The organism is Pseudomonas sp. P1_F1_2, assembly GCF_056405815.1.
In genome coordinates, this window is the sequence record NZ_JBFUBK010000013.1 from 59,352 (window position 1) to 81,523 (window position 22,172).

General features: G+C 59.5%; 19 protein-coding genes and 1 pseudogene. 7 read left to right on the forward strand and 13 right to left on the reverse strand.

Going from position 1 to position 22,172, the window contains the following annotated elements; all coding sequences use genetic code 11:
* The 6 genes from AC1D2P_RS06165 to copC form a co-directional block, all read right to left on the reverse strand.
* Entirely contained in the window at nucleotides 1–870 is an 870-nt protein-coding gene (locus tag AC1D2P_RS06165) for an aldose 1-epimerase (protein ID WP_109786138.1), read from the reverse strand.
* A gap of 182 nt (nucleotides 871–1,052) precedes the next feature.
* Complete coding sequence (locus AC1D2P_RS06170) at nucleotides 1,053–1,940, reverse strand: SMP-30/gluconolactonase/LRE family protein (protein ID WP_046031415.1); 888 nt, start codon at nucleotides 1,938–1,940, stop codon at nucleotides 1,053–1,055.
* Between the two features lie 53 nt (nucleotides 1,941–1,993).
* Complete coding sequence (locus tag AC1D2P_RS06175; RefSeq protein ID WP_046031414.1) at nucleotides 1,994–2,818, reverse strand: NAD-dependent epimerase/dehydratase family protein; 825 nt, start codon at nucleotides 2,816–2,818, stop codon at nucleotides 1,994–1,996.
* Nucleotides 2,819–3,112: 294 nt separating this feature from the next.
* Entirely contained in the window at nucleotides 3,113–4,411 is a 1,299-nt protein-coding gene (locus tag AC1D2P_RS06180; RefSeq protein WP_046031413.1) for an OprD family porin, read from the reverse strand.
* Nucleotides 4,412–4,568: 157 nt separating this feature from the next.
* A complete protein-coding gene (gene copD / locus AC1D2P_RS06185) occupies nucleotides 4,569–5,429 on the reverse strand; it encodes a copper homeostasis membrane protein CopD (protein ID WP_477758113.1) in 861 nt (286 codons plus the stop codon).
* A gap of 3 nt (nucleotides 5,430–5,432) precedes the next feature.
* Nucleotides 5,433–5,795, reverse strand: a complete 363-nt coding sequence (copC, locus tag AC1D2P_RS06190; RefSeq protein WP_046031411.1) for a copper homeostasis periplasmic binding protein CopC — start codon at nucleotides 5,793–5,795, stop codon at nucleotides 5,433–5,435.
* A 162-nt stretch (nucleotides 5,796–5,957) separates the two neighbouring features.
* On the opposite strand from copC, the gene AC1D2P_RS06195 reads away from it, so the two are divergent.
* Complete coding sequence (locus AC1D2P_RS06195) at nucleotides 5,958–6,578, forward strand: TetR/AcrR family transcriptional regulator (protein WP_046031410.1); 621 nt, start codon at nucleotides 5,958–5,960, stop codon at nucleotides 6,576–6,578.
* Between the two features lie 105 nt (nucleotides 6,579–6,683).
* Here the strand turns inward: AC1D2P_RS06195 and preA are convergent, their stop codons facing one another.
* The 3 genes from preA to hydA all read right to left on the reverse strand — a co-directional run bounded on the left by preA (nucleotide 6,684) and on the right by hydA (nucleotide 10,919).
* Nucleotides 6,684–7,958 carry an NAD-dependent dihydropyrimidine dehydrogenase subunit PreA gene (gene preA / locus AC1D2P_RS06200; protein ID WP_109786133.1) on the reverse strand — a complete coding sequence of 425 codons (1,275 nt, stop codon included), beginning with the start codon at nucleotides 7,956–7,958 and terminating at the stop codon, nucleotides 6,684–6,686.
* Complete coding sequence (locus AC1D2P_RS06205) at nucleotides 7,959–9,326, reverse strand: NAD(P)-dependent oxidoreductase (RefSeq protein ID WP_477758114.1); 1,368 nt, start codon at nucleotides 9,324–9,326, stop codon at nucleotides 7,959–7,961.
* Nucleotides 9,327–9,479: 153 nt separating this feature from the next.
* The gene (gene hydA, locus AC1D2P_RS06210) at nucleotides 9,480–10,919 is read right to left on the reverse strand and encodes a dihydropyrimidinase (RefSeq protein ID WP_109786131.1); all 1,440 of its coding nucleotides are present in this window, start codon (nucleotides 10,917–10,919) and stop codon (nucleotides 9,480–9,482) included.
* A 552-nt stretch (nucleotides 10,920–11,471) separates the two neighbouring features.
* On the opposite strand from hydA, the gene AC1D2P_RS06215 reads away from it, so the two are divergent.
* The 5 genes and pseudogenes from AC1D2P_RS06215 to AC1D2P_RS06235 all read left to right on the forward strand — a co-directional run bounded on the left by AC1D2P_RS06215 (nucleotide 11,472) and on the right by AC1D2P_RS06235 (nucleotide 16,517).
* Entirely contained in the window at nucleotides 11,472–12,956 is a 1,485-nt protein-coding gene (locus AC1D2P_RS06215) for an NCS1 family nucleobase:cation symporter-1 (protein WP_046031406.1), read from the forward strand.
* A 141-nt stretch (nucleotides 12,957–13,097) separates the two neighbouring features.
* Nucleotides 13,098–14,381, forward strand: a complete 1,284-nt coding sequence (locus tag AC1D2P_RS06220; RefSeq protein WP_109786130.1) for a Zn-dependent hydrolase — start codon at nucleotides 13,098–13,100, stop codon at nucleotides 14,379–14,381.
* Nucleotides 14,382–14,417: 36 nt separating this feature from the next.
* Nucleotides 14,418–14,498: pseudogene (locus AC1D2P_RS06225) on the forward strand (carboxymuconolactone decarboxylase family protein); the annotation flags it as partial.
* A 75-nt stretch (nucleotides 14,499–14,573) separates the two neighbouring features.
* A complete protein-coding gene (locus tag AC1D2P_RS06230; RefSeq protein WP_258666005.1) occupies nucleotides 14,574–16,067 on the forward strand; it encodes a helix-turn-helix transcriptional regulator in 1,494 nt (497 codons plus the stop codon).
* A gap of 198 nt (nucleotides 16,068–16,265) precedes the next feature.
* Nucleotides 16,266–16,517 (forward strand): DUF1652 domain-containing protein, encoded by a 252-nt coding sequence (locus tag AC1D2P_RS06235; protein WP_109786129.1) that lies wholly within the window; start codon nucleotides 16,266–16,268, stop codon nucleotides 16,515–16,517.
* A 477-nt stretch (nucleotides 16,518–16,994) separates the two neighbouring features.
* On the opposite strand, the gene AC1D2P_RS06240 is transcribed toward AC1D2P_RS06235, so the two are convergent.
* Nucleotides 16,995–17,762 carry an SDR family oxidoreductase gene (locus AC1D2P_RS06240; protein WP_046031402.1) on the reverse strand — a complete coding sequence of 256 codons (768 nt, stop codon included), beginning with the start codon at nucleotides 17,760–17,762 and terminating at the stop codon, nucleotides 16,995–16,997.
* Between the two features lie 44 nt (nucleotides 17,763–17,806).
* The gene (locus AC1D2P_RS06245) at nucleotides 17,807–18,874 is read right to left on the reverse strand and encodes a phosphotransferase family protein (protein WP_477758115.1); all 1,068 of its coding nucleotides are present in this window, start codon (nucleotides 18,872–18,874) and stop codon (nucleotides 17,807–17,809) included.
* A 190-nt stretch (nucleotides 18,875–19,064) separates the two neighbouring features.
* Between AC1D2P_RS06245 and AC1D2P_RS06250 the strand changes: the two genes are divergently transcribed.
* A complete protein-coding gene (locus tag AC1D2P_RS06250) occupies nucleotides 19,065–19,460 on the forward strand; it encodes a DUF4280 domain-containing protein (RefSeq protein ID WP_046031400.1) in 396 nt (131 codons plus the stop codon).
* Between the two features lie 5 nt (nucleotides 19,461–19,465).
* Here the strand turns inward: AC1D2P_RS06250 and AC1D2P_RS06255 are convergent, their stop codons facing one another.
* Both AC1D2P_RS06255 and AC1D2P_RS06260 read right to left on the reverse strand, forming a co-directional pair.
* Nucleotides 19,466–20,008, reverse strand: coding sequence for a toxin-antitoxin system YwqK family antitoxin (locus tag AC1D2P_RS06255; RefSeq protein WP_477758116.1), 543 nt, complete (start codon nucleotides 20,006–20,008; stop codon nucleotides 19,466–19,468).
* A gap of 14 nt (nucleotides 20,009–20,022) precedes the next feature.
* Nucleotides 20,023–22,032, reverse strand: a complete 2,010-nt coding sequence (locus tag AC1D2P_RS06260) for a type VI secretion system Vgr family protein (RefSeq protein ID WP_477811346.1) — start codon at nucleotides 22,030–22,032, stop codon at nucleotides 20,023–20,025.
* Between the last annotated feature and the right edge of the window lie 140 nt (nucleotides 22,033–22,172).

Sequence of the window (22,172 nt, forward strand, 5' to 3'; positions counted from 1 at the left end):
TCAGAGCGCACGATACTGCAGGCTGAAGCCGAGCTCAGCCGACTGGCCTTGCTCCAGCAAGCGCAAACCTGGCCGACCCGGCAGGTGATGTGCGTTGACTGGGTGGCTCACCGGTTCGATGCAGAAAAACCCCAGGTCGACCGGGCAGTACAGCAGGTAGTAGTCGCTGCCGGTGGCCTGGCATTCAAGCGCATAACCGAGGTCGGGTTGCTGGATCAGGCAATGGCCGTCCCAGTGACAGAAACCGTTGTCGACCAGCGTCGCGGGTAATGCGCCCGGTTGCTGAAAGTCCCAGGCGGCGGGCAGCTCAATCAACTCGGTCGGCAGTTTCGAGCTATCGCACAACCAGACTTGCTCGGCCTTGGCCTGTAGCTGCGTGTTGGCGGTGCGTGGAAAGTAGGGGTGCAGACCGAGCCCATGCCAGGCAGCGCGGTCGGCCAAATGAGTGACCTGCAATTCGACGCTTAATCGACCCTTGCTCAGATGGAAGCGTTGGCGGGCGCGATAGGCGAACGGCGTGGTGCTGTCGAGTTGCAGGATGACTTCGTCGACGGCGTGCGACACCACCTGCCACGGTTGTTGCCAGGCACTGCCGTGAATGGGCAGCGGATCGGTGAGGCTGTTGGGCGTCAGGGCCAGCCAGCCATCGGGGCAGTCGAAGCCGCCTTCGGCGATTCGGTTGGACCATGGCACCAGGGGATAGCAGCCGAGTTTGCCCGGCAAACCGGTGTTCAGCGCTTGGGCATCGTTGTGACGCAACAGCGGTTGCCCCGTGCTGTGAACCGTCCAGTTGACGATGCTGCCGCCGTGCTCGGGGGCGAGGGTGAGGCGGGTGAATTCGTCTTCGAGCTCTAGAATCTTTGGCGTCATCTAAATGGGTTCCAAATATGAGAACACTAACCTTGTAGCAGCTGGCGAAGCCTGCGTTCGGCTGCGCAGCAGTCGTAAAACCATATTGCACGGTGCATCAGAAAGACCGCATTCACCGGATTGACGACTGCTGCGCAGCCGAACGCAGGCTTCGCCAGCTGCTACAGGTGATCGGCGGTGGTTCATGCGTTGAACTGAGGTTCGGGCAACCCGGTAACGCCTGGATTGAGGGCAAACACACCACCGGCCAGAGACTGCTCATCTTGGTCGTCACCGGGGCGGATCGAGGTCACGAACAGCGTGTCCAGTCGACTGCCACCGAAGGCGCACATGGTAGGCTTTTTCACCGGGACGGCGAGCGAGCGATCCAGGCGGCCGTCCGGGGTAAAGCGGTGAATCAGCCCGGCGTCATTGCCGCAGATCCAGTAGCAGCCATCGGCATCGACAGCGGCACCGTCGGGGCGGCCGGGGAACTGCTGCATGTCGACGAACAGCCGCCGATTGGACGGTATGCCGCTGCCGATGTCGTAGTCAAAGGCCCAGATCTGCTGGACCGAAGGATGAGAGTCAGAGAGGTACATCGTGCGACCATCCGGGCTGAAACCCAGGCCGTTGGGGACGATAAACCCGCCGAGTTGCGCCGCAAGTGGCCCGCGTTCACCGGCGCTGTAGCGATAAAGCGCGCCATCGGCCGCGTTGGCACCCATGTTCAGCACCATGCTGCTCGCCCAGAAACGGCCCTGGCGATCGCAGCGCCCATCATTCAAACGCATGTCGGTCCGGGCATGGTCGACATGCGCCAACAAGCGACTGTCGAGGCTGCCGTCGTTGTGCGTGTGCAAATGGAAAAAACCGCTTTCCATCCCGGCCACCCAGCCACCGTCGCGGTGGCGGGTGATGCACGCGAGCATCTCCGGTGCTGTCCACGTATGGACATCGCCGCTAGCGGCACTCCAGCGTTGCAGGCTCCCGGCAGGAATATCCACCCAGTACAGGGCGTTTTCCTCGTGGACCCACACCGGGCATTCACCGACGGCGTTACGGGCATCGACAATCAATTCGGCTTGCATGGCGCCTCATTCCCTTGGGTTTTTGTAGTGGGGTTCAACCGGGGAGCAGGGCGTCAGTCACCAAACGGGCCGGCCGCGCAAAAGGCGCCGCCCTGGTAGACACGGGCCGGATCATCGGCGGCTGGCATCGGCTGGGTTTCGACTTTTTCGCGGAACACTTCGGAAGTGTCGTTCGGGGCATAGCCCAGGTGCGCAGCGTAGCGGTTGTCCCACCAGATGTCCTTGTTGTCGGACATGCCGTAGACCACGGTGTGGCCGACATTCGGGGTGTACAAGGCTTGTTCGAGCAATTGGGTCAGGTCGCCGAAGCTCAGCCAGGTGCTCATCATCCGGCGGTTGTGCGGTTCCGGGAACGAAGAGCCGATCCGCACGCTGACGGTTTCGATGCCATAGCGATCGAAGTAGAAGGTGGCCATGTCTTCGCCRTAGGATTTGGACAAACCGTAATAGCTGTCCGGACGGTGAGGCGAGCGGGCGTCGATGACTTCGTCCTGCTTGTAGAAGCCGATGACGTGGTTGGAGCTGGCGAAGATCACTCGCTTGACGCCATGACGGCGTGCCGCTTCATAGATGTGGAATACGCCGCAGATGTTGGCGCCGAGGATCTGCTCGAACGAGTGCTCGGTCGACACGCCACCGAAGTGCAGGATCGCGTCCACGCCTTCGACCAGTTGATGCACCGCTTGCTTGTCGGCGAGGTCGCACGGCACGACTTCTTCACGGTCATCAATAGCCGGGGCGATGTCGGCGATGTCCGACAGGCGAATGACATTGGCGTAAGGGCGCAAGGTTTCGCGCAAGACTTTACCCAGGCCACCGGCGGCGCCGGTCAGCAGCAGGCGATTGAAAGGGGAGCGGGCGGTTGAAGTGGTCGTCATGGGGAATCCTGGGCAATCAGATTGTTGTTATTGACTCGTTGTAGGTTGTCATACGACTGTGCAGAAGTATCGTAAGGCTTTCCGGGTGTTGTCAACGTGACGTTGGTTGAAATGGACGGAGGGTTGTTTCCTCCTGCACAAACGCTAAACCTCCCGACTGGAAAGCCACCCCTGTAGGAGCAAAGCTTGCTCGCGATTGCGGTAGTTCAGTCAACTCATTTGCTGACTGAAAGATAGCCATCGCGAGCAAGCTCGGCTCCCACAGGGGTGGGGTAATTCCTGAAAACGTCGGTGTTACAACAACGAAATCGGGTAGTTGATGAAGATACGGTTTTCATCAAATTCGTTGGTGCTGAAGCTCTTGCGGATGGAAGCGTTGCGCCACTTGATGTTGAGGTTTTTCAGCGGGCCGCTTTGCACGGTGTAGGCCAGTTCCGATTCGCGACCCCATTCTTCACCGTCGGTGATCTTTCCGGTGTGCACGTTATCGCCGCTGATGTAGCGGTTCATCATCGTCAGGCCGGGAACGCCCAGGGCGACGAAGTTGTAGTCGTGGCGCACTTGCCAGGATTTTTCCCTGGCGTTGTCGTAGCTGGAGTTGTAGCTGTCGTTCGCCAGAGTGCCGCCGCTCGTGCCGTTGACGCGCATCCATTGATCGTCACCGGTCAGTTTTTGCAGTCCGACGTAGAAGGTGTTGCCGCCGTATTTGGCAGAGAGCAAGGCGAATGCGGTTTTGTTGTCGAGGTCGCCGGCCAGGGCGCTGCCGTTTTCTTTGCCGATGAAATAGCCCAGGTTGGCGCCGAGGGTCCAGTCGCCGATTGGCTGGCTGTGGCTCAGGTTGAAATACTGTTGCTGGTAGATATCGCTGAGTTCCGCGTACCAGACGCCGACCTGGGTGCGCTTGTCGTTGAACGCGTATTCACCGCCACCGAAGTTGAAGCGGTCCGAGGTGATCGCCGCCGATTTGCCGTTCATGAACATGTCTTCCATGCTCGCATCGTTACGCGGGCTATTTTGCTGGAACTGGCCGCCGTACAGCGTCAGGCCGCTGATCTCGGTGGACGTCAACTGGCCACCGCGGAAGGTTTGCGGCAGCGAACGACCGTCGTCCGAACGCAGGATCGGCAGCACCGGCATCCACTCGCCGACCTTCACTTCGGTTTTACTCACTTTCATCTTCCCGGCCACCGCCAGACGACCAAAGTCATCAACTGGGCGGCCGTCGCTGCCAATCGGCAGCAATTGGGTGCCGCCCGTGCCTTTGCCGCCATCGAGCTTGATCGACAACAGGCCCAGCGCATCGACGCCAAAACCCACCGGGCCCTGTGTGAACCCGGACTTGGTGTCGAGAATAAAGTTTTGCGTCCACTCTTCAGCCTTGCCCTGCGGATACGCCGGGTTGACGTAGTTGCGGTTGAAGTAGGCGTTGCGCAAATTGAGCGTCGCCTTGGCGTCATCGGCAAAACCTTCGGCATGACTGGTCATCGGCAGGGCGAGGGCCAGGCCGCTGCATCCAATGAGGCTTAGGGTATGACGGCGTTTAAAAGTCGGACGTGGGGTGCAGGCGGACGAATTGCGGGCGAGCTTGCTCACTGTGACGCTCCCTTACTTCTTGTTGTTTTTATTTTTGTCATACGTCGTCGTACAACATTGGCGGCGATTATTTGCGAGGCCTCGACGGGTTGTCAATTAGAAGTTGTACGACGACATGGCCGGTCGTCGCGGATGTCGACGAAACCGTGGGAGGGTGTCAGCTGGAAATCATGGGGGGCAGGGTGCCCAAGAGGGAGACGGTGGCGACAGCGCCAATCCCCAGCAGCCATTCGAGGATTACGCTGGTTTTCAGGGTTGCCAGGCGCTGCTCGCAATCGTCTATGCGCAGGCGATTGAACAGTGCCAGGCCCAGCATTGCGGCAATCAGCACCACCTTGATCAACAGAATCAACGCGAAACCGGTGAACAGGGGTGTGGGCCAAATGACGCCGGTAAGGACTCGAACATTGATCAATCCGGTGATCAGCAACCCCGCCACCAACGCGTAACCGACACCACTGAAACGCAGCAGAATCGCTTTGATGGGCTGTGCTGCCGGTTGTCGCAAGATCATCACCAACAGCAACAACCCGCCGAGCCAGGCGCCCACGCAGCTCAGGTGCACGACTTGGTTGAGGATCAGCAATTGGCCGTTGAGGCCGTCCAGCATGCCACCGTGACCGACCGGGGCGAGGGTTGCCAGCAACAGGCTGGCGAGGCCGATTTGCAGAGGGGTGTGCGCCCGCCACGGCGACATCAGCAGCGCTACCAACAAAGCGTTGAGCAGCAAATGCCAGCGCCAGACTTGACCGAAAAACGTATTGCCCAGCACCAGGTGCAGGGTCGACGGATCAACCGCCGCTTCCCAGGCACCGGCCATGCTTGCGGTACTCAGCAGCAACCAGGCCACGCCGCTGACCAACGCCACTGCTGCCAGCCAGCGAGTTGTCATCGTCAGCCGTCGATCAAGGTGTTCAGCGCTGCCCTTGAGCAGCAGTGGCCTGAACACCCATGCTCCAAACAGCATCAGCACCACGGTGAAATGCACAAAGCGACACAGCACCATCGCGCTGATCATGAATTACTGGCCGACCTTGAAGGCGTAGGCGCCTTCGCTTTTGTGGGTGTCGACCGAGACCGCGTGCCATTCGACTTTATAGGTGCCCGCCGTCAGCGGTTCGGCAGGCGTGACGATCAGGGTCTTCTTGTCGCTGCCTTCGCTGGTGAGGCTCTTCACGGGCACGGCGGCACCGTCCTTGCTGAGCATGACCTTGGTGAAGCTCGCCTCGACACCTTCGGAAAACTCCAGGCGCAGCTCCGATGGCGTGCTCACGGTGCTGTCGGCCGCCGGGGTCTGGCTTTTCAGATGAGCATGGGCAAACACCGACGAAGCGCCAAGCAGCGAGGAGAGCAGGGCGGTGGTGACCAGAGCTTTCTTGAGCATCGTGAGTTCCTATGAGTCAAGTTCGGAGTCAAGTTCGGAGGCAGGTTTGAAGTGGCGTCAGTTTAGCCGTCGAAAGCCTGGTGTACAGAGTTTCGTTTTAGCCTGTCGCCGCGACGTAGAGCGGATGCTAGTCTTGGTCAACGCAGGTGTCGGGGAGCCCATATGGGCAATCACAAGATCGGGATTCGTCGCAGTAACGTCGAGAAAATTCTGCTGGGGGCGGAAAAGGTCTTCGCCGAAAAAGGTTTTGGCGGCACCGCCATGGCTGATATCGCCGCGCAGGTGCAATTGCCGCGATCCAACCTGCATTACTACTTCAGCACCAAGACCGAACTGTACAGCGCAGTGCTGTTCGACCTGCTGGAAGTCTGGAAACAGGATGCGTTGTGCTTCGAGATGTTCGACGATCCCCGCGTGGTGCTCAGCAGCTACATCCGCGCCAAGATGAACCACTCGCGCAGCCGGCCTTACGGTTCGAAAGTGTGGGCCAACGAAATCATCCACGGCGCACCGACATTGGGTGAGGCCCTGGACGCCAGCCTTTACGACTGGGCCAAGATGAAAGAAGCGAAAATTCGCCAGTGGGTGGACGATAAACGCATCTTGCCGGTGGAGCCTTCGAGCCTGCTGTACATGATCTGGGCGTCGACCCAGCATTACGCGGACTTTGATCATCAGGTGAACATTCTCAATGACCATCAGCCGTTATCGGACATGCAATTCGAGCGGGCGGTGCAGACGGTGACCAGTGTAATTTTGCGCGGGATCGGGCTGGAGCCTTGAGATTTTCTGTGAGGCTGCTGGCCTCATCGCGGGCAAGCCCGGCTCCCACTGATCCTGTGGGAGCCGGGCTTGCCCGCGATGGCGTCAATTCAACCACCGCCTGCTTCAAGGTGAGACATGGTACGGATTCCTCGGATCATGATTCCAATCCAGAAACGGCTTGCCCGTGTCCATCGGCACCATCTCGATACAGTCCTGCACCGGGCAGGTGATCTGGCACAAATTGCAGCCCACACACTCCTCATCGATCACGGCATATTGATGCGTCCCGTCTGCCTGCTTCAGGCTGGCGATCGCCTGATGCGACGTGTCCTCGCACGCGATGTGGCAGCGCCCGCAACCGATACACGCCTCCTGATCGATTTTCGCGATCACCTGATAATTGATATCGAGGTACTTCCAGTCCGTGGTATTGCCCACCGCGCGCCCCGTAAATTGCGAAACACTGGTGTAACCCTGACTGTCCATCCAGCGTGACAAGCCGTCCTTCATCTCCTCGACAATCCGGAAACCATGCAGCATCGCCGCCGTGCACACCTGCACCGAGCCACTGCCCAGCGCAATGAATTCCGCCGCGTCGCGCCAACTGCCAATGCCGCCAATGCCGGAGATCGGCAGGCCTTGAGTCTGCGGATCACGGGCGATTTCGGCGACCATGTTCAGCGCAATCGGCTTCACCGCCGAGCCGCAGTAACCGCCATGAGTGCTCTGGCTGCCCACGATCGGGTTGGCGACCATGCGCTCCAGATTGACACTGGTAATCGAGTTGATCGTATTGATCAGCGACACCGCATCTGCGCCACCGCGATGGGCCGCGCGGGCGGCGACGCGGATGTCGGTAATGTTTGGCGTGAGCTTGACGATCACCGGCAGTGAGCAATACGTCTTGCACCAGCGAGTGACCTGTTCGACGTACTCTGGCACCTGGCCGACCGCCGCACCCATGCCACGTTCCGGCATACCGTGGGGGCAACCGAAATTCAGTTCGATGCCATCGGCGCCGGTGGCCTCCACCAGCGGCAGAATGTGTTTCCAGGACTCTTCGACACAGGGCACCATCAGCGACACGATCAGCGCGCGGTCGGGCCAGTCCTTTTTGACTTGGGTGATTTCCCGCAGGTTGATCTCCAGCGAACGGTCGGTGATCAACTCAATGTTGTTGAAACCCACCACCTCACGGTTGGCGCCGAAGTGCGCCGAATAGCGCGACGATACGTTGACCGCCGCCGGGTCTTCACCCAGGGTCTTCCAGACCACGCCACCCCAGCCAGCTTCGAAGGCGCGGACCACGTTGTAGGCCTTGTCGGTGGGTGGCGCGGAGGCCAGCCAGAACGGATTGGGGGCTTTGATGCCGGCAAAGACAATCGAGAGATCGGCCATTTACGCAGCCTCCACATTGAGCTTGAGTTGAGCGTTGATCGCCTCGGCGGCACGCTTGCCGTGCTGCACGGCTTGCACGGTGAGGTCCTGATCGAGGCTGGTGCAGTCGCCACCGGCATACACGCCGGGGATGCTGGTGCGCAGGTGTTCGTCCACTTTGATGCGCTCACCCTGACGCTTGAGTTCGCGGGCCAGCGGGTCGGCCAGGGCGCTGCCGTCAAAGGCCTGGCCGATGGCTTTGAAGATGGCGTCGGCGGCCAGTTCGAAGGTTTGTCCGGTGGTGTGCAGGCGACCGTCTACCAAATGGGTGCGGGCAAAGCGCATGCCGCGCACGTTGCCTTGATCATCGAGCAACACTTCTTCCGGTTGGGCCCACGTCAGCAACCGCACCTGATTGGCTTTGGCGATGTCCTGTTCGTGACCGGTAGCGCCCATGTCTTCAACGCCACGGCGGTACACCAGGTTCACATCGTGAGCGCCCAGACGCGCCATTTGCACGGCCATGTCGATGGCGGTGTTGCCGGCGCCGAGGACGATGCAATGATCCGCCAGCGGCAGTTGAGTCAGGTCATCGGCCTGGCGCAGTTCACGAATGTAATCGGTGGCGGCCAACAGGCCAGGCGCCTCTTCGTGGGGCAGGCCAAGTTGTTTGCTGGCGTTCAGGCCAAGGCCGAGAAACACTGCGTCGAATTGCTGATGCAGTTCGCTCAAGGTCAGGTTGTCGCCGAGTTTTTGCCCGTGGCGAATCTCGATTCCGCCGATCTGCAACAGAAAATCCAGCTCCTTCTGTGCGTAATCGTCCACCAGTTTGTATTTGGCGATTCCATATTCGTTGAGGCCGCCGGCCTTTTCCCGGGCTTCGAAGATCACCACGTCATGGCCATGCATCGCGCTGCGGTGGGCGCAGGACAAACCGGCCGGGCCGGCACCGACCACGGCAATGCGTTTGCCGGTGGCGGCAGCGCGCTGGAAGGGATGTTCGCTGAAGTGCGCGTTGTCGACCGCGTAGCGTTGCAGCAGGCCGATCAGCACCGGGGCGCATTCATGGTCGTTGTTGCGCACGCAGGCTTGCTGACAGAGGATTTCGGTGGGGCATACCCGGGCGCAACTGCCACCGAGGATGTTCGCCGAGAGGATTTTTTTCGCCGCGCCCTGAACGTTTTCCTGATGGATGTTGCGGATGAACGACGGAATATCGATTTCGCTCGGGCAGGCGTTCACGCACGGCGCGTCGTAGCAATACAGGCAACGCGAGGCTTCCAGATGCGCCTGGCGATCGTTGAGTGGCGGCGCCAGGTCGGTGAAATGACCGGCGAGGGCGGCCGCATTCTCATAGGGATGCGGGAGGTGGTTCAGGGTCTTGATCACGGTATTGGCCTCACGGTGATGGAGGTGCTGCCTCTGGTGGGCATTGTTTTTGTGTTGTCAGGGCTGACGCCATCGCGGGCAAGCCCGCTCCCACAGTTGAAATGCGTTCCCTTGTAGGAGTCGGGCTTGCCCGCGATAGGCCGAAGGCCGCTCTCAGCGTTTCACAGCAGCTGGCTTATTCAACTCAGCCCGCTTGCTCAGCAATTCAAACACCGCCGGATACGCCGGCCGTTCGACATACCGCCCCGCACCGCGCTCGGCGCGCAAATCGCCATCGGCCCAGACCACACGGCCCTGGCTGATGGTGTGGCTCGGCACACCGCGCACGGTCTTGCCTTCGAAGATGTTGAAGTCGACCTGCTGGTGGTGCGTCTTGGCTGAAATCGTCCGCGTACCTTGCGGGTCCCACAGCACCAGGTCCGCATCCGCGCCGACCCGAATCGCGCCTTTGCGTGGGTAGAGGTTGAAGATCTTCGCGGTATTGGTGGAGGTCAGCGCGACGAAATGCTGCATCGACAGACGTCCGGTGTTCACCCCTTCATCCCAGAGCACGGCCATGCGGTCTTCGATGCCGGCGGTGCCGTTGGGGATTTTGCTGAAGTCGTCGCGCCCGGCGGCTTTTTGCTCAGCGCAGAAGCAGCAGTGGTCGGTCGCGGTGGTGTGCAGGTTGCCCGATTGCAGGCCGTGCCACAGAGCCTCTTGATGACCGCGAGGACGGAAGGGGGGACTCATCACGTAACCGGCGGCGGTTTGCCAATCCGGGTGTTGATAGACGCTGTCGTCCAGCAACAGATGCCCGGCGAGCACTTCGCCGTAGACTTGCTGGCCTTTGCTGCGGGCGTAGGTGATTTCGTCGAGGGCTTCTTTGGTCGAGACATGCACCAGGTACAGCGGCGTGCCCAGGGTCTCGGCGATACGGATCGCCCGGCTGGCCGCTTCACCTTCAACCTGCGAAGGCCGTGACAGGGGGTGTGCTTCAGGGCCGGTGATGCCCTGGGCCATCAACTTGCGTTGCAGGTGATAAACCAGCTCGCCGTTTTCGGCATGCACGGTGGGCACCGCGCCGAGTTCCAGGCAACGTTCGAAACTCGCCACCAGCGTATCGTCGGCGGCCATGATCGCATTCTTGTATGCCATGAAATGCTTGAAGCTGTTGACGCCATGATGGTTAACCAGCTCAGCCATGTCCTCGCGCACCTGTTCGCTCCACCAGGTGATCGCCACATGGAAACCGTAATCCGACGCTGACTTTTCAGCCCAGCCGCGCCACTGGTGAAACGCCTCCATCAGCGATTGCTGCGGATTGGGAATCACGAAGTCAATGATCGACGTGGTGCCACCGGCCAGTCCTGCCGCCGTGCCACTGAAAAAGTCTTCACTGGCCACGGTACCCATGAAGGGCAGTTGCATGTGCGTGTGCGGATCGATGCCGCCGGGCATCAAGTACTGGCCGCTGCCGTCGAGCACTTCGGCACCCGCCGGAACGTCAAGATTGTCGCCGATGGCTTTAATCACGCCGTCGGCGCAATAGACGTCGGCGCGATAACTTTCATCATGGGTAATAACGGTGGCGCCACGGATCAACAGAGACATTCCGAGTTCCTCGCAGGCAATGACCGGCTTGGGCCGGTTCTAACTGTTTTATATAAATCGGCGTCAACAGGTGTATTCCTGTCAACGCTGTCAAGAATTGAAGCTAGTCTGAGTTTATGAATTCAGCAAGAATATTTTTTATAAGCTTATAGCCAGTTTAACCAGTTGATTAATAAAGATTAAATGTGCAAATCACCAAAATGGTGAGGCTGCTCACCAATTTGACGCACTTGACAGGATGGGAAAATGGTCAAGATTTTCTATGTGAAATCAACTGTTTGAACAGGGTCTATGATTGATGCGCCTCGATTGAAAAAAAAGCGGTGCACCCGTTTGAGGCCTGATGTTTCGGACAACTTGCCTGGCATTCGGCCTGAGTGAACGGGCAAGTCACCGAGGACTCAGCGGGTATATAAATAAAACTGATAAACATCAGTTGGTTGCAAGGTTTTATGGAACTGCCCGATGCGCAATCGGGGACGTTCGGCATGCTTATTGATGCCATCCGCCCTTGATGAGCAAAAAAATAATTCAAAGAACAGTGGAGCGGCCATGCAACAGATCAGATCGCAAGTGACCGAGCGCGACGGCTTGTACGAGCTCGAAGCCGGCAGTGACGTCCTCGACAGTCTCCGTTATAACCACGACATCGCCCCGACCAAGGTGGCCGAACGAACCTGGAACAAATGGCACATCACCGCGTTGTGGGTCGGCATGGCGATTTGTGTGCCCACTTACACCCTTGGCGGTGTGCTGACTGCCTACTTCGGCCTGAGCGTCGGTGAAGCGCTGTTGGCGATTCTGTTTGCCAACATCATCGTGTTGATTCCCCTGACCCTGAACGCCTTTGCCGGCACCAAGTACGGCATTCCGTTTCCGGTGCTGCTGCGTTCGTCCTTTGGCGTCCTCGGTTCCAACATTCCCTGTCTGATCCGTGCCGTGGTGGCGTGCGGCTGGTTTGGTATCCAGACGATGTTCGGCGGCCTGGCGATTCACCTGTTCCTCGGTTCGGTGTTCGAGGGCTGGAAGTCGTTGGGTGGCACCGGCGAGGTCATCGGCTTCATGGTGTTCTGGGCGTTGAACCTGTGGGTCGTGATCCGTGGCGCCGAGTCGATCAAGTGGCTGGAAACACTGTCTGCGCCGCTGCTGGTCGCGGTGGGCGTGGGGTTGCTGGTGTGGGCGATGCCGAATGTCTCAATGACCGAATTGCTGGCGATTCCGGCCAAGCGTCCTGAAGGCGCTGGCGTGGCCAGTTACTTCGCCGCCGGGCTGACCGCCATGGTCGGATTCTGGGCCACGCTGTCGCTGAACATTCCTGACTTCAGCCGCTATGCGAAAAGCCAGAAGGACCAGATTGTCGGGCAGATCATCGGCCTGCCGCTGACCATGTTCCTGTTCGCCTCCCTTGGCGTGGTCATGACCGCGGCGTCGGTGAAACTGGTCGGTGTGACGGTTTCCGACCCGGTCACGTTGATCGGCCATATCCAGAGCCCGTTCTGGGTGGCGATTGCCATGGCGCTGATCATCATCGCCACGCTGTCCACCAACACCGCCGCCAACATCGTTTCGCCCACCAATGACTTCCAGAACATCGCGCCCAAACTGATCAATCGCACCACGGCGGTGCTGCTGACCGGCCTGGTGGGGCTGGCGCTGATGGCCCATGAACTGCTGAAAAAACTCGGCTTGATCGTCTCGGACCTCAGCCTGGAAACCGTCTATTCCAACTGGTTGCTCGGTTATTCCAGCCTGCTCGGGCCCATCGCCGGGATCATGGTGGTGGACTATTTCCTGATCAAGAAACAGCAACTGGACCTGGCCGGGCTCTATCGCGATGACGTGTATCCGGCCTGGAACTGGTTCGGGTTTATCGCCTTCGGTGTGCCGGTGGCGTTGACGCTGCTGTCGTTGGGCAGCGATGCGTTCAGCTGGTTTTACAGCTACGGCTGGTTCACCGGGTCGGCGCTGGGCGGGTTGATTTATTACGGGTTGTGCTCGTTTCGGCCTGACCCGTCCGTAGCGAAATCTGCGGTGTGACGGATGGCCTCTTCGCGGGCAAGCCCGCTCCCACAGGGGAATGCATTCCAAATGTGGGAGCGGGCTTGCCCGCGAAGACGGCCTCACCGACACCAATGAAACGTCTGAAGAAACCTATAACAACTGCCTGAGGAGATCACCATGAACGCTGCCGTAGACGTTCTGCAATCCACCCATCAGCACATCAACCGCGACCGCTTGTGGGCCTCACTCATGGAGCTCGCCAAACTCGGCGCCACGGTCAAGGGCGGCGTCTGTCGCCTGGCCCTGACTGACCTCGACCGTCAGGCCCGGGACATCTTCGTCAACTGGTGTGAAGACGCCGGCTGCACCGTCAGCATCGATGCCGTGGGTAACATCTTCGCCCGCCGTCCGGGGCGCAATCCGAACCTGCCACCGGTCATGACCGGCAGCCATATCGACACCCAGCCTACCGGCGGCAAGTTCGATGGCTGCTTCGGCGTCCTGGCCGGCGTCGAAGTGCTGCGCACCCTCAATGACCTGAAGATTGAAACCGAAGCGCCGCTGGAAGTGGTGGTCTGGACCAACGAAGAAGGTTCGCGCTTCGCGCCCTGCATGATGGGTTCTGGCGTCTTCGCCGAAAAATTCACCCTCGAAGAAACCCTGGCCAAAGTCGACGCCGAAGGCATCACCGTCGGCGAAGCGCTGAACGCTATCGGTTACGCAGGCCCGCGTAAGGTCAGTGGCCACGCGGTGGGCGCCTATTTTGAAGCCCACATCGAGCAAGGCCCGATCCTTGAAGACGAACACAAAACCATCGGTGTGGTGATGGGCGCGCTCGGCCAGAAATGGTTCGACCTCAAACTGCGTGGCGTCGAAGCCCACGCCGGCCCGACGCCGATGCACTTGCGCAAGGACGCCCTGGTCGGCGCCGCGGTGATCGTCGGCGCACTCAACCGCGCCGCCCTCAGCCATCAACCTCACGCCTGCGGCACCGTCGGCTGCCTGCAAGCCTATCCCGGCTCACGCAACGTCATCCCCGGTGAAGTGCGCATGACCCTCGACTTCCGCCATCTGGAACCGGCACGCCTGGACTCGATGATCGCCGAAGTTCGCGAGGTGATCGAAAGCACTTGCAAGGCACATGGCCTGACCTTCGAACTCACCCCGACCGCCGACTTCCCGCCGCTGTACTTCGACAAGGGCTGCGTCGAAGCGGTACGCGGCGCGGCGCAAGGGTTGGGCTTGTCGCACATGGACATCGTCAGCGGGGCAGGGCACGACGCGATCTTCCTCGCCGAACTGGGCCCGGCCGGCATGATCTTCGTACCGTGCGAAGGCGGCATCAGCCACAACGAAATCGAAAACGCCGCGCCGGACGATCTGGCGGCCGGGTGTGCGGTGTTGCTGCGGGCGATGCTGGCGGCCTCGGCGGCGATTGCCAAGGGGGAATTGGCGGCCTGAAACGCCTGACGTGCGCTGAGAAAACACAGCGCACGCCGCTTGATCGTCTGGCGTCATGTCTGTGATTTCAGTGCTGCAAAGTGCGCCGCGCTGGCCTGGACCGAAGCTATGGCCGTACACAGGTTCTTCGCACGATCCCAGCCCTGTGCGGTCGTAATCTTCACAAAGCGCCGCTGAACGTGTGGAGATCCGATGAGCCAGGACGTCCTGAGTACCGAGACCAATCGTCGCCAGTTGCAGCAGATCATTGCCGGCTTGACCGACGGCGTGATTCTGCTGGAGCCAGACCAGAGCCTTCTCTGGGCCAATGATGCTGCGCTGGCCATGCACGGTGTCGGGCAGATCAGCGAACTGGGTGCCAATGCCCGTGAGTACGCCAAACGCTTCATCTTGCGCTATCGCAACAATCACCCGGTGCCGAAGGAAAACTACCCGATCAACCGTGTCGCCCGGGGTGAAACCTTCAGCGATGTGCTGGTGGAAGTAACGCCGTCCGACGATGAAGAACGCACTTGGGTGCACAACGTGCGCAGCATGGTGCTGGCCGACAGCGCCGGTGAACCGCAATCGCTGGTGTTGATCATCAACGACGTCACCGAGTGGGCCGGCGCCGAGCGGCGTTTCGAAAAAACGTTCAATGCCAACCCGGCTCCGGCCGTGATCTGTCGCCTCAGCGATTTGCGTTACATCAAGGTCAACAGCGGCTTTTTGGATATGACCGGTTTTGCCCGCGATCAGGTCATCGGCGCGTCGGCCTATGAATTGGATGTGCTGGAGGGCGCGGAAAACCGAAACCTGGCGATTGAGCGTTTGCGTGACCAAGCCACGATTCCGCAAATGCAGGCCCAGTTGCGATTGCCTGACGGCGGCAGCAAGCAGGTGATCGTCGCCGGGCAGCCGCTGGAGTTGAACGAAGAAGCCTGCATGCTGTTTTCGTTCGTCGACATGGAGCCTCGGCACAAGGCCGAAACTGCCTTGCGCCAGAGCGAAGAACGTTTCGCCAAGGCTTTTCGCCTGACGCCCGTGCCGACGTTGGTGTGCAGCGCCGAGGATCAGCGAGTGCTCGACGCCAACGAAGCGTTTTATGTGACCTTCGCCTATCCCAGCGAAGAAGTGCTCGGCAAGACCGTGGAGCAACTTGAGTTCTTCGACTCGGGCATTGGCACACGCTTGTTTTCGACGCTTGAGAACGCAGGGAGTCTGGACCGGGTCGACGTGAAAATCCGCAAGAAAGATGCGGGGCTGATTGATTGCGCGGTCTCGGCCGACACCGTGAACATTCAGGGCAGTCCTTGCTACCTGCTGGTATTGATGAACATCACTGAGCGTAAACGCACGGAACTTGAACTGGTCACGGCGATCGAGGAGGTGATGAAAGACGCCTCCTGGTTCAGCCGCACGCTGATTGAAAAACTGGCAAACGTGAAAAACGTCAACTCACCCCAGGTCCCTGGCGCGTCTTTCACCGATCTGACGGCCCGGGAGCGCGATGTACTTGGCCTGATCTGCGAAGGGCTGGCTGACAAGGAAATCGCTGCACGGTTGAAGCTGGCACCCAACACGGTGCGCAATCACGTCGCGACGGTGTATTCCAAGCTGAATGTTCACAGTCGCAGCGAGGCGATTGTCTGGGCACGCCAGCGCGGTTTGTTTTCCATTGAGTGGCGGCCCAAGGGCCAGCGCTAGAGTGCAAATGCACTAGTGGAGACAGTGCAAATTCATGTATTGGCGCATGCCTCTCTTTCTTAGGCTGTCAGGGTGCGAAACGGATTTTCAGCCGTTGTCGCATCCACTGCGTAACCGCTTAAGGAACCGTCCCATGTTTCGCCCTTTCAACAGCGTTTCAGTCGATAAACGTGCCCGTCAGCCAGCAGGTGAATCTTGATGATTTATCTGACGCAATTGCGCGATCAACTGGAGCGGCACTTTTCTCCCCGAGCCTGCGAATGCAGTGTGTCAGGCGACAACTCGGTGACGGTCAAGCTGTATCACCCAGCGTCGGGGCAGGTCGATCTGGTGGTCAGCGGGTTGAAGGTCACGAACCTCAGTTCGCCGCAAGCGGTGGCGTTGTTGATTGAAGAGCTGCGTTATGAGTTGGAGAGCAATGGTTTGCATCAACCCGGCGAGAATGCTTAGAAACTGTCGTTTTTTGCGGTAAAAATGAGGCTAAGTGCCTAATTTGCTGGCATTGGCCGGTGAGTGGACTATAAGAAATGCGAGGGTAAAATTTTCTGTGACCGGTCCGCGGCTTCGCGGTGTTCTTGTCGTGTCGCGGAAAGTCTCGATTACTTACCGCGGGTCAGCTTATGAACAGTCTTGGAAAACGTGCTTTTTCGCCGCTGTCGCTCGCTTTCTGCGTAGCGATCCTCAGTGGTTGCTCCAGTCCGCCACCTCCACCACCTCCTTTGCCACCTGTAGAACGCACCTGCGAAACCCTGGACAAGACCGATGTGATGGGGGACGCGAAAGGAGAGGGTGAAGTGACTCGGGTCACCACCACCACCCGCTGCATAACTCAATAGCCCAGGGCGCTTCGGACACCCATGATGAGCTGAAAAACATCCATGAAAAAGGCAGCCCCAAGGCTGCCTTTTTCTCATCCGGCGAATCGAATCAGGACAGGAACCCGCCGTCCACATTCAGCGAAACCCCAGTGGTGTAGCTCGACGCATCGCTCGCCAGGTACAACACGGCACCGGCCATCTCGCTTGGGTCCGCCACACGCTTGAGTGGAATTTGTGCCAGTGCGGTTTTCAGGATCGCATCGTTCTTGACCAGTGCCGAAGCGAACTTGGTGTCGGTCAGGCCTGGCAGCAGGGCATTGCAGCGGATGCCGAATTGCGCGCATTCCTTGGCGAACACTTTGGTCATGTTGATCACGGCCGCCTTGGTCACCGAGTAGATGCCCTGGAAGATGCCGGGCGAAACGCCGTTGATCGAGGCGACGTTGATGATGCTGCCGCCACCGTTTTCGCGCATCAGCTTGCCGGCTTCCACCGACATGAAGAAGTAGCCGCGGATGTTGACGTCGACGGTTTTCTGGAAGGCGCTGAGGTCGGTGTCCAGGACGTTGCAGAACTGTGGGTTGGTTGCCGCATTGTTGACCAGAATGTCGAGGCGGCCAAACTGTTCCTTGATGCCGGCGAAGACCTGGCTGATCTGCTCCATCTCACCAATATGGCAAGCCACGGCGGTGGCTTTGCCGCCGGCGGCGATGATCGCGTCGGCGACGTGCTGGCAACCGTCGAGCTTGCGGCTCGAGACGATGACGTGGGCGCCTTGCTGGGCCAGGAGCTTGGCGATGGCTTCACCGATACCGCGGCTGGCGCCGGAGACGAAAGCGATCTTGCCGTCGAGGTCGAACAACTGAGTCTTGGACATGGGATTCTCTTATGAAAAGTCTTGTTATTGGGCCAGGAGCGTAATCAAAGGCTGGATTTCTGGATGACTTGCAGGCTCATTTGCTCCAGCAGTTTGTTCATGTGAATGAACTGCGAGAAGCGTTTGTCCTGGGTCTGACCATGGAAGAAACGGTAGTAGATCTGCTGCACGATGCCGGCCAGGCGGAACAGGCCATAGGTGTAGTAGAAGTCGAAATTATCAATCTGAATGCCTGCGCGCTCAGCGTAGTAGTCGACGAATTCACGGCGGGTCAGCATGCCCGGTGCGTGACTCGGTTGGCGGCGCATCAGTTGCACCGGTGCCGGGTCGTCAGCCTGAATCCAGTAGGCGAGGGTGTTGCCCAGATCCATCAGCGGGTCGCCCAGGGTTGTGAGTTCCCAGTCGAGCACACCGATGATCTGCATCGGGTTTTGCGGGTCGAGGATCACGTTGTCGAAGCGATAGTCGTTGTGGACGATGCTTGAAGTCGGGTGATCGGCCGGCATCTTGTCGTTGAGCCAGGCTTTGACCGTTTCCCAGTGTGGAGCATCTGGCGTCAGGGCTTTCTCGTAGCGGTCGCTCCAGCCTTTGATTTGCCGTGCGACATACCCTTCGGGTTTGCCAAGGTCACCCAGGCCGTAGGCGTTGTAGTCAACGCGGTGCAGTTCAACGAACTTATCGATGAAGCTTTTGCACAAGGCTTCGGTTTTCGCCGAATCCAGGCCCAGTTCCGGTGGCAGTTCGGAGCGCAGGATGATCCCGTTGACCCGTTCCATCACATAGAACTCGGCGCCGATCACCGATTCGTCGGTGCAGTGCACGTAAGCCTTGGGGCAGTACGGGAAGCCATCGCGCAGTTGATTGAGGATGCGAAATTCGCGGCCCATGTCGTGAGCGGATTTGGCTTTGTGGCCAAACGGCGGCCGGCGCAGGACGAATTCCTGTTCCGGGTATTCCAGCAAGTAAGTGAGGTTCGACGCGCCGCCCGGAAACTGGCTGATCTGTGGCAAACCACTGAGGCCCGGAATGTGCGCCTTGAGATACGGATCGATCAGGCTGGCATCGAGTTCTTCGCCAGAGCGGATACGGGTGGACTGGTCAGTAAGCGCCATGCTTATCCCTTCTGCTTATTTTGGAGGCCAGACATCATTGGCTAATCTAATGGTGCGCCGGGGGAGCCACAAGTGCGGCACGGTCTTATAGGTTAGCGTGTTGCAGGATAATCAGCGTTCCTGATGTGCGGGAACAGGGACGGCGGGCTATGGTTCAGGGGGAACGGTGCTTCCAGTAAGGAGCGTTGAAATGGGCTGTCCGCAAGTCTGTGCCACCGCAACCCTGCAATGCAGTTTCGGCGCGGCACCTGCCGTGCTCAATGTGTTGCCGGTAAATCGCACCCTGACCGCTGGCCTGCCAGCGGCGAACATCATGGACCACATCCCGTTGGTGAATGTCATGCCGTTTGGCATGTGCACGAGCCTGGCCAACCCGATGGTCGCGGCGGCCACTGCGGCGGCACTTGGGGTGCTGACGCCAATGCCCTGCATCCCGGCCACCGCCAGCCCATGGATCCCCGGCGGTGCGCCAACCGTCCTGCTGGGCAATATGCCGGCGCTCGACGCCAACAGCACCTTGATGTGCAACTGGGCAGGGGTGATCAAAATCGTCATGCCGGGGCAGATGCAGATGCTCATTCCCTGAGTCAGCTACGCCTGCTCCGGATCCGTCCAGCGTCGAAACCACCAGCGCATCCGCGAAATCGGTTTGCCCTCGGCATCCAGCGGTCGCCCGTCACTGGCAAAACCCTGCTCCGGTTCAACCAGTTGCCCATTGAGGTAACGCGCATCAACCGCTGGTTTACCATTGGGATGAAAGCGCTGATAGCGCCCCTCGCGTACACCTTCGCGGTAAAACTCTGACTCGGCGATCTGCCCGTCGGGGAAGTAATTAGTCGCCTCACCCTGCAACAAGCCCCGGCGGTAGCTGGCCTTGCGCTGCAGCCAGCCTTCAGGCGCATAAAAACTGGCAATGCCCTGCAATTTATCCTGCACATAAGGCAACTGCGCCGATACCTTGCCGTTGGGGTGATACAGCACGCTGGGGCCTTGGAGTTCACCCTGGCTGTAATTCAGATCAGCCTGTGGCCGACCATTTTCCTTTATGTGCAGCGGGCCCTCCAGTCGATCATCGATCAGGAGTCCGTCCATGTGGCTGTCACCACGCTGCAAGTCCACTTTGCTGGATGTCATCGTCATCCGTCTCCTCAGTTGACTTTCACCAGCCCGCCCTTGAGGGTCAGCATGCCACCGCCGTCCACAGTCTGCTCGGCCCCGCCCTTGTTCATCAGACTGACCCCCGCATCGTTGGTCAGCGTGGTGCCGGCCTTGTTGGTCAGTGACGTCCCGGCCTGATTGGTCAGTGCAGTGCCGGCTTTGTGCGTGACGGATGTACTGGCTTCAGCCGCGAAGTCCGCGCCACTCTTCATCGAAAAAGTGCCGCCACTTTCCAGGGTCAGGGTGCCGGTCACTTTGATGGTCAGATTGCCGTCGACCGTCAGGCTGTAATTGCCCGTGACCTGGTGCTCGTAGTTGCCGCCGGTGCTGTGCGTCTGGTCGGCGCCGACCTTCACCGTGCGGCTGTCCTTCACGTCGAGCGTGTCGCTGCCGGTCTGGATCGTCACGCTGCGTTTGCCTTTCTCCAACGTCACGGTTTCGTCACCGTCCTTTACCGTGCGTGTGCGAGCGTTCTGCACCGTCAGGGTTTCGTCATGGCCGACCGTGGCGGTGGTGTCGTTGAGCACATTGATCTTGAAATCCTTTTGCGCCTGCAAGAACACCTCTTCGGCGTCTTTCTTGTCCTCAAAGCGCAATTCGTTGAAACCGCCGCCGCCCTTGGATGATTGAGTCTTGATCCCGGACTGGGTCTGATTCGCCGGCAAGGCATAGGGTAGGGCGTTGTCACCGTTGTAGACGCAACCGGTCACCAGCGGCCGATCCGGATCGCCATCGATAAACGTCACGATCACTTCCTGGCCGATACGCGGGACGAACTGCATGCCGAAACCCTTGCCACTCCAGGGCAGCACGACCCGAACCCAGCACGAACTGGTTTCATCGTTCTTGCCGTCGCGATCCCAGGGGAATTGCAACTTGATGCGGCCATATTGATCGGTCCAGATTTCTTCACCGGCCTTGCCGACGACGAGGGCGGTCTGAGGGTGCATGCGGGGTTTGGGTGTCGTGCGTTGCGGGCGGAACGGTGTGGCCTTGGGGATCGCTTCGAAGCGATTCTGGTAGTTTTCGTGACTGGCTTCATGAGTGACCGCCGTCACTACCCAATCGATATTCAGCGTCGAGTCATCATGGCCGGCGAGGGTGAACCAGTGCCCTGGCACCAGCCAGCGACAGTCACTCTCGCCGACAAAACGTTTCTCCTGGCTGCGCAGCCCGTCGACTCGCTGCTTGGTCAACGTATCGCCCCGAGCCTTGGCGTTGTAGCTGCCGGGGTGCTCGTACATCGAGCGCGGCCCGGCGACGGCTTCGGCCTGGCTGTAGAGCGACGTGGTCGGCGTCGTGAACTCGTAATCTGTTGCACGAAAAAAGCCGGCTACGGCTTGCATGCACACCTGGCCGGAGCGAATGCCGTGCAGTTCGCGCTCGCCCATTTGCTGGCCGAGGTAGTTGATCTTCGGTCCGTTGGGGATCTGCGCGAAGGCATCGTTGCTGTCCCCCAACACCAGCGTGTGCTTGCCTTCTTCGTGGGTGAAAAACCAGAAGATCCCTTCTTCTTCCAGCAACCGCGAAACGAAGGCGAAATCCGTTTCGCCGTACTGCACGCAGTACTCGCGAGGGGTGTAACTGCCGGTGAGTTTCAGCGCGAAGTCGGTGAAACCGTGAGCCTTGAAAATCGTGGTGACGATGTCTGAGGTGCTGAGGTTCTGGAACACGCGGTTGTTGYTGGCCAGCGTAAGCCACCAGAGCCATGGCCGCAGTACAAGCTGATAACGCTCGGCGGTGGCGTCGGCGGGGAGTTGGCGGATTTCGGCGACCAGTGCGTCGAACGCGCGACTTTGTGCGTCGTTGTGCAGGGTGGTGGTGACATGTGTGGCGACCGCAGAAGCCAGGGGCAGGGCGGAACCGTCGTTGAGGCCGTTGAGGGTTTGCGAGCCGAGCGAGTTGAGCGCTTCTTTGCCTGACAGCGACTCAGGATAAAGCGCCGACAGCGAGGTGGCGGTGAGGGAGAGAGTGGTGTTGCTGTCGGTGGTGCGTGGCATTGAACGCCTCAGCAGTGATCAATTACTTGGATAACCGGCACCGCCAGCAAAGTGTCTTCGATATTAATTATCTAGAGGCCTGTGACGTCGTATCCCTTTGAGATCAGGATGGTTTTTAAGTGGCCGGGGAACTCCTGGAT

Coding starts and splice junctions, on each gene's coding strand:
- AC1D2P_RS06230 (WP_258666005.1), top strand. CDS start 14,574: ATGAGCCAGGACGTCCTGAGTACCGAGACCAATCGTCGCCAGTTGCAG.
- hydA (WP_109786131.1), bottom strand. CDS start 10,919: ATGTCTCTGTTGATCCGTGGCGCCACCGTTATTACCCATGATGAAAGT.
- AC1D2P_RS06170 (WP_046031415.1), bottom strand. CDS start 1,940: ATGCAAGCCGAATTGATTGTCGATGCCCGTAACGCCGTCGGTGAATGC.
- preA (WP_109786133.1), bottom strand. CDS start 7,958: ATGGCCGATCTCTCGATTGTCTTTGCCGGCATCAAAGCCCCCAATCCG.
- AC1D2P_RS06250 (WP_046031400.1), top strand. CDS start 19,065: ATGGGCTGTCCGCAAGTCTGTGCCACCGCAACCCTGCAATGCAGTTTC.
- AC1D2P_RS06165 (WP_109786138.1), bottom strand. CDS start 870: ATGACGCCAAAGATTCTAGAGCTCGAAGACGAATTCACCCGCCTCACC.
- AC1D2P_RS06220 (WP_109786130.1), top strand. CDS start 13,098: ATGAACGCTGCCGTAGACGTTCTGCAATCCACCCATCAGCACATCAAC.
- AC1D2P_RS06255 (WP_477758116.1), bottom strand. CDS start 20,008: ATGACATCCAGCAAAGTGGACTTGCAGCGTGGTGACAGCCACATGGAC.
- AC1D2P_RS06235 (WP_109786129.1), top strand. CDS start 16,266: ATGATTTATCTGACGCAATTGCGCGATCAACTGGAGCGGCACTTTTCT.
- copC (WP_046031411.1), bottom strand. CDS start 5,795: ATGCTCAAGAAAGCTCTGGTCACCACCGCCCTGCTCTCCTCGCTGCTT.
- AC1D2P_RS06245 (WP_477758115.1), bottom strand. CDS start 18,874: ATGGCGCTTACTGACCAGTCCACCCGTATCCGCTCTGGCGAAGAACTC.
- AC1D2P_RS06240 (WP_046031402.1), bottom strand. CDS start 17,762: ATGTCCAAGACTCAGTTGTTCGACCTCGACGGCAAGATCGCTTTCGTC.
- AC1D2P_RS06195 (WP_046031410.1), top strand. CDS start 5,958: ATGGGCAATCACAAGATCGGGATTCGTCGCAGTAACGTCGAGAAAATT.
- AC1D2P_RS06215 (WP_046031406.1), top strand. CDS start 11,472: ATGCAACAGATCAGATCGCAAGTGACCGAGCGCGACGGCTTGTACGAG.
- copD (WP_477758113.1), bottom strand. CDS start 5,429: ATGATCAGCGCGATGGTGCTGTGTCGCTTTGTGCATTTCACCGTGGTG.